The organism is Treponema socranskii subsp. buccale, from assembly GCF_024181585.1.
Taxonomy (GTDB): domain Bacteria; phylum Spirochaetota; class Spirochaetia; order Treponematales; family Treponemataceae; genus Treponema_D; species Treponema_D buccale.
On the sequence record NZ_CP054258.1, the window covers coordinates 355847 to 374715 of the forward strand.

Sequence of the window (18869 nt, forward strand, 5' to 3'; positions counted from 1 at the left end):
CTTTTTACGGCAGGCACGACATATCGAGCTTGTCGAAGCCGGCGAGCAGGTTTTTTGCGATTTTAATAATTTTTTCCGCATCGCCTTTGCGTTCTCCTTCGATGTTGAGCGGCATGACCGGATCGTGGAGGCTCAAGCGGAGAAGCATCCAACCCCGCGCATCTTTCCCTTTAAATGAAACGCGGACTCCTTCGTAAGATTCCGGGAGCTCATAGCCTGCAGCTTCGGCGCGTTTTTTAAATTCGGCGAGTACGGTTTTGCCGTAGGTTTTAAAATCCTCCGTGCCGATTTTAAATCGGTATTCGCATTCTTCGACGAGCGGCGGGAGACGCGCGATGAGGCTGTCTATCGTTTTGCCTTCGGCTTTCGCTTTTGCGAGCGCGATGATCAACTTTACCGCGAGAAAAGCGCCGTCGTCGAGATAGTAATTGTCTTTCAGCGCGCCGTGTCCCGACGTTTCCATCGCAAGCGGCGAGACGATGCCCTTTGCGTTGAGCTCTTTGCATTTGTTGATGACGTTTTTGTAGCCGCGCATATAGCGCAAATGGCGCAAGCCGAGCACCTTTTCCAAAAAACACGTAAGCCTGTCTGACGTTACCGAATCGGTGACGATCGTTCCGCCCGGATACGAAGGCGCTAAAATCGCGGAAATCATCGCGATGATCGCATCGCGGTTTACTTCAGCTCCGGTGTGCAGCACGGCGGACATACGGTCGACGTCGGTATCGAAAATCAATCCCAAATCGGCGCCCGCTTCTACGGTTGCGCGTCGGGCGGCTTCCATCGCTTCTTTATTTTCGGGATTCGGGATATGGTTCGGAAACATGCCGTCCGCTTCCAAAAAGCGGCTGCCTGCAGTATCGGCTCCGAGCGGCTGCAAAATCGACGAAACGAAAAAGCCCGCGCATCCGTTTCCCGCATCGACTGCGATCCGTAAACCCGCAAGCGGTTTGTCGCTTTCGGATTGTGCAAGCTCCGCGCAGATAGTTTTCCGCAAGTGCGCGGCGTACAGCGACAGCAGATCGAAAGAGGCAAGCGGCGAAGTACAATGCGCTTCATCGAGAGGCGCCGCGCTTTTCAATATCGATTCGATATCGTCGTGTTCGAGACCTCCGTCGCGGTCGAAAAATTTTGCACCGTTTCTGTTGAACGGAAGATGACTTGCCGTCATCATCACCGCGCCGTCGTATTTCGTTTCGGGAAATACGGTCGACATAAACATAGCAGGCGTCGTCGAAAGGCCGCAGTCGACCACGCGCGCGCCTTGAAAGGCTATGCCGTTTGCGAGGGCGGCCGAAAGAGACGGGCCTGAAATACGGGAGTCGCGCCCGATCCCTATCGTGAGCGCGGAAAGGGGTTTATCGATTTTTTTTGAAAGCCACAACGCAAACGCCCTGCCGATGCGGCTGCACGCAGCTTCCGTAAAGTTGACGTTTTCACCTTCGACGCCGCTTACGGCTATGCCGCGGATATCGCTGCCGTTTTGCAATTTCATCATATCGCTGTTTGCCATAGTTTCAGTATATAGAGAAAAGAAAAATTATATAAGAGCAAAAAAATCCGAGCAGTGCGCAGGATTTTTTTTGCGCCTCGTATATAAAGAAAAATGTCACGGACATTTTTCAACTCTCGACTTATTTGAACAAATCCGAGCAGTGCGGAGAAATCTGAGCGCGTCTCCTATGAAAGAAAAACGGCTCGGCTGTTTTTCGCCTCCGGACTTATTCGAACAAATCCGAGCAGTGCGCAGGATTTTTTTGCGCCTCGTATATAAAGAAAAATGTCACGGACATTTTTCAACTCTCGACTTATTTGAACAAATCCGAGCAGTGGTCGTTCGCGGTACATCCGTGTACCCCTCACTACCGTATTTTTGCTGCGCAAAAATACGCGGCTGCTGTGCTAAGATGCGACACGGCATCCGTGCCGTGCATTGAATAAAGCGAAGTTCCCCGCGGAACTTGCAACGAGCACGAAGAGCGAAGTTCCCCGCGCCACTTGCAACGAGCGCGGAGCGCGAAGTTCCCCGCGCCACTTGCAACGAGTGCGGAGCGCGAAGTTCCCCGCGCCACTTGCAACGAGCGCGGAGCGCGAAGTTCCCCGCGCAGAAATCTGCGCGCGTCTCCTATGAAAGAAAAACGGCTCGGCCGTTTTTCACCTCCGGACTTTCCGAAACTCGATTATTAAAAATACCGACACCATATCGCCGCGCGGTGACGATTTGACAAAAAGCCGCGCGCATATATACAATAAAACATTATGGTGCAGGTAACGTATACGGATAAGCGATCGTTCTCCATTCCGTCCGAACTTACGGCGGGAAAGCGGCGTCTTACGAAAGAAGAAATCGAAGCTCTCGAAAAAAACCAAAACACGTCCGACGATCCTTTGTGGCAAAATTTTTATGTCGATGCCGAATGCTTCGATACCTCTCTCATACGCGATTCGTCGTTTTCCGGTTTTATCGTTTTGGGAAAGCTCCGGCGCGCAATGCTTAAGTATCACGATCTCGAACTCGAAGAGGGTATCTATAATTCCAAATTGATAAACGTCGTGACCGGTGACGACAACGTGATCCGGAACGTCGCGTATTTTGAAAATTATCGGCTCGGAAAAAATGTCATGCTGTTCAATATACAGGAAATGAGCTGTACGACGCATTCGAAATTCGGTGAAGGGATTTTAAAAAAAGGCGAGCCTGAGGAAAACCGTATATGGATCGGCGTCGCAAACGAAAACGGCGGCAGGGAAGTGCTCCCGTTTAAAAGCATGATTCCCGCCGATGCGTATCTGTGGTCGCGCTATCGCGAAGACGGCGCCCTTATGAAACGCTTTGTCGCGCTTACGGAAAAAGGCGCCGCAAGCGAAGGAGCGACGTACGGGATTGTTAAAAATAATGCCGTCATAAAAAACACGACGCTTTTAAAAGATGCGGAAATCGGAGAATGCGCGTACATCAAAGGCGCATTCAAATTGAAAAACATCACGGTATTGTCCTCGGAAGCGGAGCCGTCGCAGATCGGCGAAGGCGTCGAAATGGTAAACGGCATCATGGGTTCGGGCAGCCGCGTCTTTTATCAGGCGGTTGCGGTGCGCTTCGTTATCGGAAAAAACTGCCAGCTTAAATACGGCGCGCGGCTTTTGAATTCGGTACTCGGAGACAATTCGACCGTGTCGTGCTGTGAGATTCTTAACAATTTGATATTTCCGTTTCACGAACAGCATCACAATTCGTCCTTTCTCATCGCATCGACGATCATGGGGCAGTCGAATATCGCATCGGGCGCGACGATCGGCAGCAATCACAATTCGCGCAGTCCCGACGGCGAGCTCATCGCTTCGCGCGGATTTTGGCCTTCTCTTTCGAGCGATTTTAAACACAACAGCCGATTCGCGTCGTTCGTCCTCATCGCAAAAGGCTCATACCAATACGAGCTCGATATCCCGTATCCGTTTTCGCTCGTCGCGCTCGGTGAAAACGGAGATCGGAGCGTGCGTATTTTTCCGGCGTGGTGGTTTATGTACGATATGTTTGCGCTCGTCAGAAACCGTTACAAATTCAAAAAACGCGATAAGCGGGTCGTGCCGGTGCAGCATATCGAAACCGATCCCTTTGCGCCCGATACGATGCAGGAAATTATGAGAGCGCTCGACCGTATCGTCCGTTTGACGGCGAAAGAACGGATACGGCTTTGCGGACGGACGGATGCGCCCGGGGCGAACGGGTGCAGCGACGGCTATAACGGTACACGCGAAGACGATACGGACAAAGAGCGGATCGCGGAAACGAAAGCGTTTTTTGAAAAAAATCCCGACGCCGATTTTACCCTTTCCGACGCGCAGTGCCAGAAAAGATACGGCGCGACGGTATTTCGGCCGGCGTATGCGTATCACCAATACCGGAAAATTATTAAATATTTTGCCGCGAAAACGATAATCGAATACTGCGATGAAAACGGCATCGCATCCGTTTCGCCTGCCGTCTTTGCCGATATTGCGCGGCATCCGCTGTACACCGAATGGCTCAACGCGGGCGGACAGATTATCCCGCTCGAAAAAATCGATGAGCTGCGTGAAAAGGTAAAACGCGGGGAGATCTCGAGTTGGGACGAAGTGCACCGGTTTTACGATGCGTGTGCGGCTTCGTATCTCGCCGACAAGACGCGCTATGCACTCTATCTTTTGGAATGCATCTACGGCGTTCCCTTTGAGCGATGCAGTGCGGAGCAGTTCCGCAATCTCGTCGAAAGCGTCGCCGCCGTTTCCGACGATATGTATGAGTTGTCGGTGTCGTCGCGTGAAAAGGATTATACCGATTATTATCGAAAGATGACCTATCGAAGCCGCGAAGAGATGGATGCGGTGCTCGGCACGATCGACAGAGATGACTTTTTAACGATGTTGAAAGACGATACGGAGCGATTTAATAAAAAATTGTACCGCATCTTCGCCGTTTAAAACCGTCAACGCCTCATCGCGTTTTTAATGCCGGCAAGGAGCTCCGAGTATTCGGTGTACGCCGGAAGCGAGGGATTATCTTTAATAATCTGCTCCGTCGATTTAAATAAAAATCCCGCTTTGGAAGCTTTGATCATCGCGAGATCGTTAAACGAATCTCCCGCCGCGATCGTTTCGAAGCCGACCGACTGCAACGCTTTTACCGTCGCGAGTTTGCTTTCGGGGCAGCGCATTTTGTAACCGGTGATCTTTCCGCTTGCGTCGTGTTCCAGCGTATTGCAGAAAATCGTCGGACGGCCGAGCTTTTCCATAAGCGGAGCGGCAAACTGTTCGAAGGTATCGCTCAAGATGAGCACTTGCGAAAACGAACGCAGTTCGTCGAGAAAATCTTTTGCACCGGGCATCGGGTCGATTTTTTTAATCGTTTCGCGGATTTCGTTCAAACCGAGATTGTGTTTGTCGAGAATATCGATCCGGTAGCGCATCAGCGTATCGTAGTTCGGTTCGTCGCGCGTCGTACGCCGCAGTTCGGGAATGCCGGTCGCTTCGCTGAACGCGATCCATATTTCGGGAACGAGCACGCCTTCAAGATCAAGACAAGTGATAAACATACGTAAACTATAGCACATACGCCGGCAGGGAGCAAGCCGTAGTGCGAGGGGGATCAGGGATTACGCATGAAAAATGTATACACAGAAAAGAGACATAATATAAAATAAAAAAGGCGGAACGCGAGGCAGCGGCAATGCCGCCGAGCCGCTCAGACCGATGGCAAGCGAACTTTTTGGTAAAAAAGTTCGCGCAGTCCGATTCCAATCACGGTCTGCCGCGGCGAACGGCAGGGCTGCTGCCGGGAGTGCAGCCGATTTTTTACGGTAATGGTTATTTTTTGAGGAATATAGATTCTCATGCGTAAGCCCTGGTATATACAATAATTTTTATTGCTTTTTTTTGAAATACGGCACATAATTATTTATAGACTTTTCATGGAGGCAATATGAAAAAACGATTCGGAATGATGATTGCCGCGGCGGCTGCGGCGATCGCGCTTTTTGTAAGCGGCTGTGCAAGTACGCCTTCTCCCCGTCGGAGCGACGGCAAAGCGCATGAACTCGTCATCCTTCACGTCAACGATACGCACGGCGCCGTTTTGGCCACGAAGGACGGCGTCGGCGGGCTCGTGTCCATGGCGACGTTTATCAAGCAAGTGCGCGCGCAAAATAAAAACGTGCTCGTGCTTCACGCGGGAGACGTAAATACGGGTTCTGCGCTTTCGAATATGTTCAACGCGGAACCGGACATCATGAGTTTCAATAAAATGGGATTCGATGCGATAGTGCTCGGAAACCACGAATTCGACGGAACGCTCGCAAAACTCGAACATCAGATAAAAATCGCAGAGTTCCCATGGCTGTCCGCGAACATCAAGCGCGGAAGCCGCTACCTCGTTAAACCGTACATCATTAAAGATTACGACGGCTTCCGTGTCGCGGTCATCGGATTGACGACGCTGCGCACGCTCGTCATCGCAAGCCCCGACAAGAGTCTCACCTTTATCGATGAAATCGAAGCGGCAAAGCAGATGGTAAAACGCGTACGCGAAAAAGAAAAAGCCGATATCGTCATCATCGACGGACACCTCGGCGACGTTCCGGAAACGGAAACGCAGAATACGTCGGTAAAGATCGCTCAACAGGTTTCGGGTATCGATTTGATCGTCGACGGTCACTCGCACTCGTATTTTGAAAAACCGAAAATCGTCAACGGCGTACCGATCGTCACCGCAAACGAATACGGCAAATACGTCGGCGACGGTGTCATGACAATCGTCAACGGCAAAGTAACGGATTTTACGTGGAAACCCGTCCCGATCACGCTCAAAGCCTTCCCGCCCGACCCCGACGTCGAAGCGCTTTTAAAACCCTATGTCGATAAAGCGAACGCGGCGTTAAAAGAAGTCGTTATGAAAACGACGGACGCTTTCGAATTCGGAAAACGCCTCACGCGCTACCAAGAGATGGCGCTCGGCGATCTCGTGACGGACGCGATGGTCGCCTATCTTAAAACGACCGGCGTCACGGTCGACGGCGCGATTACGAACGGCGGCGGCATCCGCGCTCCGCTTCCTGCGGGTAACGTTACGCGGGAAAATATTCTCACCGTTTTGCCCTTTGAAAACTATGTGTACGTGCTCACGCTGAAAGGCGAAGACGTCGTTAAGCTCTTCGATTTTATCGGAAGCATCAAACAGGGAGCCGGCGCCTTTACGCAGGTTTCAAAAGAGATCCGCTACACGATCACTTATGATGCGGACGGCAACGGCAAAATCAGCGGTGTGACAATCGGCGGAAAACCGATCGACAAAAACCGAACCTATCGCTTTGCGACGAACGATTATATGGCGAAGGGCGGTGATGGCTACACGGTGTTGAAAGCTTCGATCGACACCTACAACACGTCGATGCTCATCAGCACGGTCGTTATGGAATACGCGCAGAGACTGCAGGGTGCTGTCACGCCTGCGACCGACGGACGCATTACGCTTATAGGCGGAAAACTGCCCGAATGACGAACGGGGTAAAATACTCGTCGCTGTGTAAGAGCGGCGGAGAAACTTAAACACGTTGCGGCTTCGGTATCGAAGCCGTATACTTTTATTACATACATTAGGAGGCTATGATGAAACGCATAACAAAATCGATTTCGGCAATTTTTATCGGCGCGGTATTTTTCGTATCGTGTGCAACCGCTTCGGGGGCGGCGGAAAAAGCCAAGCAGTCGGCGGCTGCAAAAAACGAAGCCGATGAAATACTGCTTGCGGAACAGGGGATGCTGGCGTACAACTGGATGCAGCAATCGGGTGAATATCGTGCGCTCGCGTATCAGGCGTTCAATGCGGCAAAAGCGGCATTCGATGCGGCGAGCCCCGCGAACGGTATGAAAAAAGCGGTCGTCGTCGATCTCGACGAAACGATGATCGATAATTCCGCCGAAGGCGCAAGCCGTCTGTTGGAACACAAGGGATTCAGTCCCGCATCCTGGACGACATGGTGCGAAGCCGAACAGGCGCGCGCGATTCCCGGAGCCGTGGAATTTGCAAACTATGTCAATTCTCACGGCGGCAAAATGTTTTACGTTTCGAACCGTACGGCCGGTGCGGAATACGGGCCGACGGTTAATAATTTAAAAGCGCTCGGCTTTACCGGAGTCGATGAAACGTCGATGCTTTTAAAAGACAAAGAGTCGAAAAAAACGGGACGCTTCGAGCAAGTGGAAAAAGCAGGCTATGAAATCGTCGTGTTTATCGGCGACAATCTGGACGATTTCGCTTTTACGGGAGAAACCTACCATAAGCTCAACGATGCGCGCCGTGCGGCCGTCGACAAATACAAAGCCGATTTCGGCGTAAAATACATCGTTTTGCCGAATCCTCTTTACGGAAATTGGGAGGGAGGATTGAACGCCGATTATTATAAAACCGATGCGGCCGGCAAGCTCAAAATCCGCAGAGATAATTTAAAAGTTTGGAAAAAATAATATCGAAATGAAACGGAAGGACTGTCCGAGAGGTAAAGTTTAAACGAGCCGCTGAAACAGCGCGCCTCGTTTAATTTCGAGTTTTCGGGCAGCCTCCTTTCCGCGATATCGATATGCGCTCAGCGATATATTGTCACGCTTTATCCCGCGATCTTCGTTCCGATAAAATTCTTACCGTCGAGAATATTTTTTATATTTTCAATATTTTTTCCCGATGCGCAGATGACCGCAAGTGAAAGCTCTTCGGCTTTTTTGCTTGCGACGGGATCGAAGGGAACGTTTTTTCCCGGTGTCCACGCATCGCCTACGATTTTACGGAAATCTTTCCAGCGAATTTCATCGATCGGTTTTGCGTCGGGATTATGACGAGGGTCGTCGGTATACACTTTTTCTATATTCGAAAGATTGACGACCGTATCCGCACCGAATTTTTCGGCAAGGAGAACCGCGTCGTTGTCCGTCGAAAATCCGGGCTTCCATCCCGAAGCGACGAGGATTTTTCCGCTGAACGAAATAGCCGCCGTAGGATCGCAGACGACTTCATTCCGGCACAGATCGGCGCAGCAGGCTTTTAAAAGCTCCGCATTGAGCCGCGTCGCCATAATGCCGATCCGATCGGCCGCATCGTTTTGTATGTTTCCGCCGGATTTTTCAAGCACATCGCCGTATGCTTTTTGATAAACGCGCGCCGGAGCTCCTCCGCCTGCAACGAAGATGAGACGACGGTCATTTTCCGCGCCGAGCCAACTGCGCGCCATCGCAATAAAATTGTTTAAGAATTCGGTATCGGGTTTGTCGGGGGCAATGATGGAACCTCCGACCGAAAGGATTTTGGTTGTCATAACGTTCATTATAAAATCAATAAAGCCCGAACGCAATAGCGCCATCGCGTTTTGCCATCGCGTTTTATTAAGCAATGACAAAATCCGCTATTCGGGCTATAATTATACTATGCGATTTACGAGTACACGAGATAAATCCCGTACCGTCGGCTTTGCGGAAGCCGTCCTGCACTGCATGCCGAAAGACGGCGGGCTTTATGTGCCTTCGGATACGGAAGACTTGCGGCGTTGGATACTCTATACCGACAAAACGACGTCGTTTGCGTCCGTCGCGGGCGCGCTCACGTCCGCTTTTATCAAAGACGAATTCAGTCCCATCATCTGCGAAGCGATCGCGACAAAAGCTTTTCCGTTCGAACCCGCCGTCCGCCGCCTCGACGATACTCATTTTATGCTCGAACTCTTTCACGGGCCTTCCGGTTGTCACCGCGATTTCGGCATCGCATATCTTACCGCCTGTCTCGAAACGATTCTGCAGATGAGAGACAGCAGCGCGACGATTTTGGCGGTAACGCGCTGTGAAACCGGCGCCGTCCTTGCACAGGAACTGCGCGGTAAAAAGCGCGTCAAAGCCGTTGTCGTCTGTCCGAAAGGAAACGTATACGGTATGGAGGAAAGCGATTATTGCTGGAACGGCGGCAATATCTACCCTGTGGAAATCGAAGGAAATGAAGACGACTGCCGAAACTTTGTGCGCAGTATTTTCGCCGACAGGGATTTTTCCGAAGCGCATCGCCTGACAGTTGCGAATACCGCAAATATCGGGCGGCTTTTACCGCAGGCGTTTTTTTATCCGTTTGCGTTTTCGCGTTTGAAAGACGAAGTGCCAGGCGATATGTACTACGCGCTCGCGCCGGGCAATTACAGCAATATCGTCGCGGGTTTGTACAGCTGGCGTTTTGCACTGCCTTTAAACGGCTTTTTTATTCCCGCAACCGATGCGCTCACCGTCAATGCGGCGGGCGACTGCATCGTGCTGGATTCGGTTGTCCCGTATGCCGAGCGCATGCCTGCCGATCCGACCGATCCGTCTAATATCGAGCGGCTCGAAGAAGTGTTTTCCGCCAATAAGCTCATGATGCGCAATTTCGTATATCCGGTAAAACTCACCGACAAGATGGTAGACGATGCGGTAAAAGAGCTTTTCGTAAAATACGGTATTTTCGCCGACCGGCACACAGGACGCGCCTATGCTGCGGCAAAAGTGAAAGCCGATATGTCGTCGGAAGACGAAGGCGCCGTCATTATCATTGCGCGCGATCATCCTTGTCTTTCGTCCGATTATATCCGCAGGACGACGGGCGAAGCGCCTTGCATACCCGAACGAATCGCATCGGTTTTAAAACCTTCCCGTATCGGAAAGCCCGTGATTTCATCGGAAGCAGAACTGCGCAGTATAATCGCCGGTATCGGCTGAAAAGAAAGGTTTAAACGAGCCGCCGAAATAGCGCGGCTCGTTTAACTTCGAGTTTTCAAAAATTTGAAGTTAAACGAAATCCACTGTTTTCGGTATGTCGCTAAGCGATCGTATTTTTAGTCCGCGCTTCGAATCTTCACCGTGCAAGAATCGCTTCTGCCTTTGCCGTCGGCGACGGTGAGTTCGTAAACGCCGGGAGACGGTCTCCATTCGTATTTTTCGCCAGGCGCGCTTTTGCAGATAAACGACGCGCCCGAAAACCAAAACAATTCTTTCGTATCGGCATCGGCGGACGCGCTCAAAACGATGGTACTGCGCGCGGGATCGGACGAGCGGAACACGTATTCGGTATGTTTGAGAGGTGAGCGTATTTCCGGCGGATAGCCGCTTTTGTATAAACCGTTTTTGTTTTGCTCGGGCGGATAATCGGGAGGAGAAAGCCGCGGGAGTCCCGCTTCGGCAAAAAGCGCCTGTAAATCGCTCGGCCAAAATTCGCGCACGACTTCTTTACAATACGGCTTTCCGGTTTCATCGGTGCGGTAGCCGCTTCTCGTATCGATCGTTATCTTTCGATGAATGCGGCACTTCGCTATCGGCGACACGCCGGGGATAAACCACGCTTCTTCGGTATGCGGGCAGGCGTCGGTCGGAACGGCGCCCGACACGGAACACACGCGTATCTTCGTCACTCCCTCAGGGGGAAACTTCAAGGATGCGCCGACTCTGTTTGACGCGATCATGCTGTCGGCAATCGTAAAAAAAAGAGGAGCTGCGGTACTGCGTCCGAGAAACGCATTGTTTCCGAGGCCGTCGAAATTTCCTATCCACACGCACATCACGTACTTGCCGAAAAAGCCCGCCGTCCACGAATCGCGGAAGCCGACGGACGTTCCCGTTTTATAAGCGACAGGAAGGGCTTTCGCTTCGGCAGGTCTTGCTTCGAGTGGCGGAGGATTTTGCTCGAGCATTTTGCATACGATGAACGCCGCTTCGGGCGAAAACAGTCGATGCTCTTTAAAATTATTAATCGTTAATGTGTCGCCGATTGCCGCACGGCTTTCGCTCATAACCGTTTTAAGCGGCCGCTCCGTACCTCCGTTTACGAGAGAAGCGTACAACGTCGTAAGTTCGAAGGGCGTTACGTCCGCGCTTCCGAGCACGATCGAAAGCCCGTAGGTGTCCTTCGCTTTGAGAGCGGAGATACCTGAGTCCGCTAAAAAATCGTAGAGGTCGGGATTTTTCAATTTCCGTGCAAGCGTTATTGCGGGGATATTGCGGCTTTCCGTAAGCGCCTGCCACGCTTTTATCGGGCCTTTAAATGTGTTGCCGTAGTTGTCGGGCGTATATTCGCTGAAGCTCGACGGCGTGTCTTTGAGCATCGTGTCGTAATGGATGATCCCCTGATCGAGGGCGAGCGCGTATATAAAAGGTTTCAACGCGGAGCCGGGCGAACGCTTTGCGATGTTTCCGTCGACCTGCCCCTGAATGGCGTCGTCGTAAAAACGCGCCGAACCGACTGCCGCAAGCACTTCCATCGTTTCGGAATCGGCGAGAAGGACTGCGGCGTTCGCAATGCCCAAATGCCGCTTTCGATTGATAAAAAAGCGGATGCGCGATTCAACGAGTTCCTGCAAATTCGAATCGATTGTCGTCTTAATAATTTTTTGCGGATGCGCGCGATGCGGTCTTTGCAATTCGAGCATACGGGTATAGTGCGGCGCTTCGTCGGGAAAGGTGCAGACGAGCTGAGGGTGAGATGCGACAAAAGAACGCTCGCCGCTTGCCGCCGGACGCTCCTTTATCCATTCGTCGAAGAGAGAGAGTCTCGCGTCAATGAGTTCGTCCGGAACATGAGATGCGGAGGGACATCGCTTTGCGGGATTTTGAGGAAGCACGCAGAGCATGAGGCGCTGCGGCAAATCCGTCTTTTCAATGCTCTTTCCGAAAAAATAATAAGAAGCCGCTTCGAAGCCCTCGATGTTTTTTCCGCAGGGCGCGAGGTTGACGTACGCATCGAGTATGTCCTGTTTCGAATACAAAACTTCGAGACGGAGCGCTAAAAAAATCTGCGCGAGTTTTCCGGGAATGCTTCGCGTGTACAGGCGGTATTTCAACTTCGCCGTCTGCATCGTAATCGTCGACGCGCCTATAACGCGCGATCGCTTTACGTAGGTTTCCCAGCCCGCGCGTATGAGGGATGCGGGGTTGATACCGTGATGCAGGTAAAAACGCCGGTCTTCCCGAAGCAAAAGCGCTTCGAGAAATTCTTTCGGAAATTCCGTAACGGGTTTATAAATGCGAAAGCGTTCGTCCGGAGTGAGGTATACGCGGAGTAGTTTTCCGTTCCGGTCGGCATAGGCGCCTGAAAAAGAGATGCCGTCGAGGATGCCGTTCGCTTTGCTGCGGACGACATCGACAACGCAAAAAAGCAGCAGCGCTCCCGCAACGCCGAGAGCTGCCGCATGACGCTTTTTCATTTATCGGAGATCGTTATGCTTTTTTGCGGACGGAGCGCGCGCTGCGTGCCGTCGTACATCGCTTCGGCAAAGAGCGGCGGCACCGTGTACTTCCCTGCGTTGACGGCTCGCACTTTGTACGTGAACGTTTTAAGTTCCTGCGTCACCGTGCCGAAGAGCACGAGGCGGTCTTCGCGTATGTCGACATAATCGGGTTCCCAGCCGGTATCGCTTTCGCGTACGGACGCGATATCCGCTTCCAAACCGCACGGCAGCATATCGACGACGGCGACGTTGCGTATCGATTTGTTTTTCGTCGAACGGACATTCACTCTTACCGTCACTTCATCGCCGAGTTTTACCGCATCGATTTTTTTGCCGTCCGCATCGACAAATTCGCGGTACACTTCGATGCCGTCTTTCGTTTCGCCTGAGGGGATATCGTGCAAAAATCCGCCCTGCGTCACTTGATAAAAGAGATTCGTCTTTTCGTCGTTCGTCAAGCGAAGCTTTTGCGCATCGGAAGAGAACTCGGCGGTAAAGACTTTTTCGCCCTGCGGCGTAAGAGTCTTCGTCGTTTTGCCCGCTTCCTGTGTAACGGTAAATTTTCCCGTTTCAGATGTGGGCATTGCCGCGAGATAACTTTTTATCGCGATGAGCGTCATCGCGGCCGAAAGGGATGCGTAACGGCGATGAACGATTTCGCCTTCGATCGATTCGAGCAGATGTGCGGAAACGGCGGAAAGTTTTTCCGGATAATATTCCGAAATGAGGTAGAGGTACGCCGATTTGAAATACAAGTCATCTTCGAAAAAGCCGATGGGATCGGCCGTTTTGACACCGCGTTTTACGCGCGAAACGAGCTTTTCGCCTTCCGACGCCATGCCGAGCATTTTATAAGAGGCGGCGAGGAAAACGCCCGCAACGGAAGCTTTATCGTCGCGATCCATATCTTTACGCAGAGAATTGATATAATCCGTCGTCACCGTTTCATTCCGCGTGAGTACGTAAACGCAGAACGCGCGGCCGTATACGCCGCCGTCCGTGTCGGCCGCCCTCTTTTTCAAAACGCCGAGCAGATTGTTAAAAAACACGTCGGGGACGTAATAGCCGTTTTCGCGTGCGTCGGTTAAAAACATTGCACAGTATGCGTCGAGCGCAGCCCAGCTTTCCGAACGGTGCGTCCAAAATCCGATCGACCCGTCCGACTTTTGTCTCGACTGAAGAGCTGCGACGACATTGTCGATCGCTTCCTGCGCGTCCGCTTTCGTTTTGCCCGACTCTTTGAGCAAGTCGGGGAACAGGTACGGGTAGGCCATACTCACTTGCTGCTCAGAACAGCCGTACGGATATTTTTCGAGATAAAACTGCAAGCCCTTTGCCAGTCCGCTCGGCAGATACGAAAGCGCGATTTCCCGCGTCGCGTATTCGTTGTACATTTTTTTATCGACGTCGACGCTCGCTTTGTCTTTTGTGACGCGCCCGCTCGTCAGCCATACCTGATACGGCATGGACGGACGGACGCTCATCGAGGAAGTGATGCGCGACGAATGAGAAGCGCCCTTTGCAGTAAATGCGATATCCGCAGCTCCGAGTACGTCATTCGTTTTTATGCCGAACGTCGCCGTCGCATCCCGTCCTTCGGGAATCTTGAGCGTTACCGACTGCGCGGATGTGATCGAAAAGTGAGCGGTCGGAACGGCGCTGAGCACGACGGATGCATCGCTGCCCGAACCCTTATCGTTGTTCGTTACCGTCACCGATATGTCGAAAGTATCTCCGGGAGAGGCGAAGGTCGGAGCATTCGGCACGATGACGTAAGTGTCTTTTATCTCCGACGACGCCTGTGCGACGCCTATCGACTCGGACGATACGGCTACGGCCATAACGCGGAGGCTTCCGTTGAAGTAATCGGGAATGCGATACGTAAGATTTCTCTTTTGAGGTCCCGTATCGACGATACCCGACCAATAGGCGACCGGCTCGTTTTGTTTTCGCTTAAAAGGATTCAAATTGTGCGCGAGCAGCTCGTAGTCTCCGCCGCCGCCTGCCGCAGCGAGCGTACGGAGGATATTGTATTCGGGCAAAACCAAATCGAGCACTTGAGACGTCGAAACTTCGAGCGCGCGCTTTTTAAAAAAGTATGCAAGCGGATCGGGCGTCTTATAGTGTGCAACTTGCAAAATACCTTCGTCGATCGCCATGACGACGATTTTTCCCGGCCTCTTACTCGAATACGAAATCGTATAATCGGTTCCGGGCTTCGCTTCACGCGCTACGTCGAGCGTGATTTCGTTTGTACGCCGTTCGAGGCTGACCGAAAACGGAACGGCCGCATAGCAGAAGGGGCTCATGTAGATTTCTTCGGAGTCGTAGGAGCGCGCGTACATGATCGTGATATAGCCGTTCCCTTCAAGTCCCTGCGGAATCGCGATCGACTGCAGCGAGGACGCACCGTCGGAACGGAACCATTTGTACGTATACACTTTATCGCGTTCGACGGCGATGAGACCGCTTCCCGCATACGGCGCTTTGATAAAAATCTGTGCCGTTTCTCCCGGACGGAAATCGCTTTTTTCCATCTTTACTTCGAGCTCTGCGGTACGCGACAGGCTTCGCTGCAAATTCTTTTCGCCGATAACGGAAAACGGAGTTTTATTAAATTCGAGCCCCGCACCGTTTTTGAGCGTCAGCGTAAAATCGCCTTCATCCGAAACGGGCAGGCGATATTTCAATCCCGCTTCGGGGATCGTAACCGTTTTCGTAAATACCGGATATTCTTTTTTTACCGATTGATATTTATACGCGCCGTTCGGCTGCTTGACGAGCACGGACACGTAGCGGTTTTCCGTCACGGCAAGTTCGACTCCCGACACCGCTCTCTGTTTGAGGTCGGGGCCGACCGCGATGAGCGTCAGTTCGCGCGCCGAATCCTTTTTGATGTACGAAAGATCGCCGTCGGCTTTTACGCCGATGAGATATTCGAGCGGGGAAACGTACACCGACGACTGTGAAGAGACCGCGCGGCCGCTGCCTTTTTCGTAACCGTCGGCCGTAAAGGTCATGCGGTACGACGCTTTGGCAAATTTTTCGACGTCGAGCGCGAACTCAGCCCGTCCTTCATCGTCGGTCGTCTTTTCGTCGAGCGTTTCCGTATACGAATCTTTTCCGGTATACGGATCGGAAAATACGTAGCCGCGGTACTGCGGAAAGCGCATATATCCCGGAGCGAGCGAAATCTCCGCCGAAACTTTATTGCCCGCCGCGACCGTGCCGAAGAGGTTTCTCAGCTTTACGACACCCGTAAGCTTTGCCGGCCGGATCCAACCTAAAGCCGGAAGCGGGTCGAAAGCCGTCGAAATCGAAAGCGTATCCGGCAAAAATTCTTCGACTTTGACCGTTTCGTTTCCGAGGAAAACGCGTTCGATTTTTCCGTCGGAACGCTGTTTTCTGAAATATGCGGAAACGTTGTATTCGCCGGTCGGAGAGTAGGATTGCGTGGAGAATTTGATTTCTTCAAAGCCCGCGTCGTTGAGCGCGAATTCTTTGTCGACTATCTCCGTGCCGTTCGGATCCGTGACGACGTAGGCGAGAGGAGTTCCCGCAAGGCTTTTCGCCCAATTTCCCGCTTTGACGATGAGACCGAGTTTTGCCGTATCTCCCGGCCGGTAGATGCCGCGGTCTGAAAAAATATAGGTGTGAATCGCATCGGGGTCGAGCGCGCCGTATTCGCCGCCCGTATTGAAATCCGAATAATCGAGCGAACGTCCGTAATCGGCATACGGCATAAATGCGAAGTCGCCTCCGTTTATCGCAGTATAGGCGACGGGACGATGTTCCTTGTTGTTCATCGAAAGAGAAGGAAGCGTTACGTGGCCGTCGGATGCCGTAACGCCCGAAGCGAGCGTGTCGCCGTTGAGCGCGACGACTCGTATTTCGGAACCCGCGACAGGGCGCCCCGTCGCAATCGACTGCACGAATACGTCGCAGGTTTTGTCGGCATTTTTTTTAACGATGATCCCCTGATCGGTTACGAGGATGAGCCGCTCGTCGCCGCTTCCATTTTTTTCGCTCGACACGCGGAACAAAAAGAGACCGTACTTGAGATGCTGCGACGGGATCGAATTCAAATAGCCTGAAAAATCGAAGTTCGTATACGACGGTTTTTTCGCGCTCGTCGCAGCGACCGAAGCGTCGGAACGATAGACCGCACTCACATTGTTTTGATTGAAGATATAGTCGTAGTTGAACGAAAAATTTTTCATATCGCCGTTCGACATCGACGCGATGTGATTGATTTCGTCGCTTTGCATGCGCCACACCGTGTAGTACACTTTGTCGACGCCGCGCGTGAGCACCGGAATTTTTTTGCTGCCGCGCATCGAAATGATCGTACCGTCCGATAAAATCGTCGTCTCTTTCGGATAGGAGCGCACCTTTACGACTTCTTCATACGGATCGGTCAGATAATAATCGCCGTAAAATTTCGCACCGTCTTTTACCGCGACGTACAGATACGCGCCCGGCTTCGCATCGATTACAAACGAATGCATCGTATCGTATTCGAGTTCCGACGGCAACGCCGTAAACGAAAGCGCTTTACTGTTTTTAATAACGGTGTCGGTAACCTCTTCTTCGCTGTACCACTCGTAATCTTTTGCGCCGCGCCTGCCCGGTTCTGCGGGTTTATCCTGCGGCAGTTCGTATACCGAAAGCGCGCTTTGCAAATTGTCGGCGCTTATCTTTGCCGTCGTTTCGATCGCGATCACCTGCTCGTATTCCTGCGCGTCGTTTTTGACAAGGGTAAAATCTATCGATTCGATTTTGGCATAGCTTGAAGAGCCGGGAACGGTAACCGATGCCGTCATCTTTTTCAAAGGCGACCCGCCCGAAGTCGATTTGATTCCCGCCGCAATCGCGATGTTCATCGTTACGTCTTTTGCAGGCACGCCGAGCGGTTCGGACGCGAAAAACGCCGTGCGCTTATCGTCGCTCAAACCCGCCGTGACCGTATAGCTGCGTTTTTCGAAAGTGCCGCTTTTCGGATTTTTCATATCGGGAGAAAGCGAGACGAGCTTTTCTATGCCGTCGGAGTTTATCGGAAAATTCGCACGAAGCGAAAAAGAGATATATTTTTTTGCGGGGTCGGCGGCGTCGATGCAGAATTCCTCATCTTCGATTTCCGCATAAAAATCGTCGGTTGAAAATTTTGCCGTATACGAACGGATTTTAACGTGGTCTGCAAAATCTTTTTTTGAAAACGAAATCTGATACTGCGTACCGAGCGGCCACGGCTCGGAAGGCGTAAAGACGAGTTCGTCGGAACCGATCCATCGCCACTCGCCTGCCATATCGGGTTTCATCGTTATGCCGCCGGCAACGATTTTATCGGCATCGTCTATTTTCGCCGCGGAACCGTTGAATGAAACGACGAGCGGATCTTTCGCGTTTTCGAGCAAGTCCGGCTCTTCGACCGAATAACCGATTTCCATTTTAAGCGGCATCTTCGACGAGATAAATGCCCATGCAAACAAACCCGCGACGGCGAGCACGATGAGGCCGACAAGGGATGCGAGCGAAATGAGAGCGATTTTCCGCGCTTTTTTAAATCCGGCTTTATTGCGGAAAAAGAAACGACCGATCGCCTTCATCCATTCAGGCGCTTCATACGTTCCGAAAATTTTTGACCACGCGATTTTACCCATACAGCTGTCTCCCAATCAACACCCCCGACTCAAGCGTCGGGGTATGTTGTTCTCATAAGGTGGTTGCAGTCGGCTTTAATACCCTTTGTTACGACGCAAGCGTCGGGGTATTAAACCCTCCGCACGAATAAAAAAGGGATATGCCGCCGCAGATTTCAAAGAAGATTATAACATTTTAATCTTTACTAAACAATCGCAGATCACTATGATAAACGGGACGAAATCAATCGAATACATATATACGGCTACACGGAAGAACGCTAACAAGCGACGGCCGCATCGGCGTCGCTTTCAGCTCATTATACGAAGCAGGAGGTATGATAAAAAGCGCCGTCTGAAATAGCGCCGTCACTTTTTATCTCGAGTTTGCTCGGATGTTTGCAGAAAACTTGTATACGTATTGTTCCTGTAAAAATTAGGATGGATACGATACATTTTATTTTGCAAACTCGAC

Annotated in this window: 9 protein-coding genes; 4 read left to right on the top strand and 5 right to left on the bottom strand. The window is 51.8% G+C overall.

The annotated features are described in order from the left end of the window. Positions 1 to 4 precede the first annotated feature (4 nt). Positions 5 to 1513, bottom strand: a complete 1509-nt coding sequence (locus HRI97_RS01635) for a phosphohexomutase domain-containing protein (protein ID WP_253726202.1) — start codon at positions 1511 to 1513, stop codon at positions 5 to 7. A 746-nt stretch (positions 1514 to 2259) separates the two neighbouring features. Here HRI97_RS01635 and HRI97_RS01640 point away from each other — a divergent pair. After that, positions 2260 to 4458, top strand: coding sequence for a DUF4954 family protein (locus HRI97_RS01640; RefSeq protein WP_253726203.1), 2199 nt, complete (start codon positions 2260 to 2262; stop codon positions 4456 to 4458). A gap of 5 nt (positions 4459 to 4463) precedes the next feature. Here HRI97_RS01640 and thrH read toward each other — a convergent pair whose 3' ends face one another. Beyond that, on the bottom strand, positions 4464 to 5069 hold the full coding sequence (gene thrH, locus HRI97_RS01645) for a bifunctional phosphoserine phosphatase/homoserine phosphotransferase ThrH (protein ID WP_253726204.1): 606 nt from the start codon (positions 5067 to 5069) through the stop codon (positions 4464 to 4466). Between the two features lie 386 nt (positions 5070 to 5455). Between thrH and HRI97_RS01650 the strand changes: the two genes are divergently transcribed. After that, the gene (locus tag HRI97_RS01650) at positions 5456 to 7027 is read left to right on the top strand and encodes a bifunctional metallophosphatase/5'-nucleotidase (RefSeq protein ID WP_253726205.1); all 1572 of its coding nucleotides are present in this window, start codon (positions 5456 to 5458) and stop codon (positions 7025 to 7027) included. A gap of 110 nt (positions 7028 to 7137) precedes the next feature. After that, positions 7138 to 7995, top strand: coding sequence for a 5'-nucleotidase, lipoprotein e(P4) family (locus tag HRI97_RS01655; protein ID WP_180486995.1), 858 nt, complete (start codon positions 7138 to 7140; stop codon positions 7993 to 7995). Positions 7996 to 8135: 140 nt separating this feature from the next. On the opposite strand, the gene pyrH is transcribed toward HRI97_RS01655, so the two are convergent. After that, positions 8136 to 8837, bottom strand: a complete 702-nt coding sequence (pyrH, locus tag HRI97_RS01660) for a UMP kinase (protein ID WP_180486994.1) — start codon at positions 8835 to 8837, stop codon at positions 8136 to 8138. Positions 8838 to 8946: 109 nt separating this feature from the next. Here pyrH and HRI97_RS01665 point away from each other — a divergent pair, with 109 nt between their 5' ends. Continuing rightward, positions 8947 to 10254, top strand: a complete 1308-nt coding sequence (locus HRI97_RS01665) for a PALP domain-containing protein (protein WP_253726206.1) — start codon at positions 8947 to 8949, stop codon at positions 10252 to 10254. A 116-nt stretch (positions 10255 to 10370) separates the two neighbouring features. Here the strand turns inward: HRI97_RS01665 and pbpC are convergent, their stop codons facing one another. Beyond that, positions 10371 to 12731, bottom strand: coding sequence for a penicillin-binding protein 1C (pbpC, locus tag HRI97_RS01670; RefSeq protein ID WP_253726207.1), 2361 nt, complete (start codon positions 12729 to 12731; stop codon positions 10371 to 10373). Beyond that, positions 12728 to 18415 carry an alpha-2-macroglobulin family protein gene (locus tag HRI97_RS01675; RefSeq protein ID WP_253726208.1) on the bottom strand — a complete coding sequence of 1896 codons (5688 nt, stop codon included), beginning with the start codon at positions 18413 to 18415 and terminating at the stop codon, positions 12728 to 12730. Before HRI97_RS01675 ends, pbpC begins: the two co-directional genes overlap by 4 nt. Between the last annotated feature and the right edge of the window lie 454 nt (positions 18416 to 18869).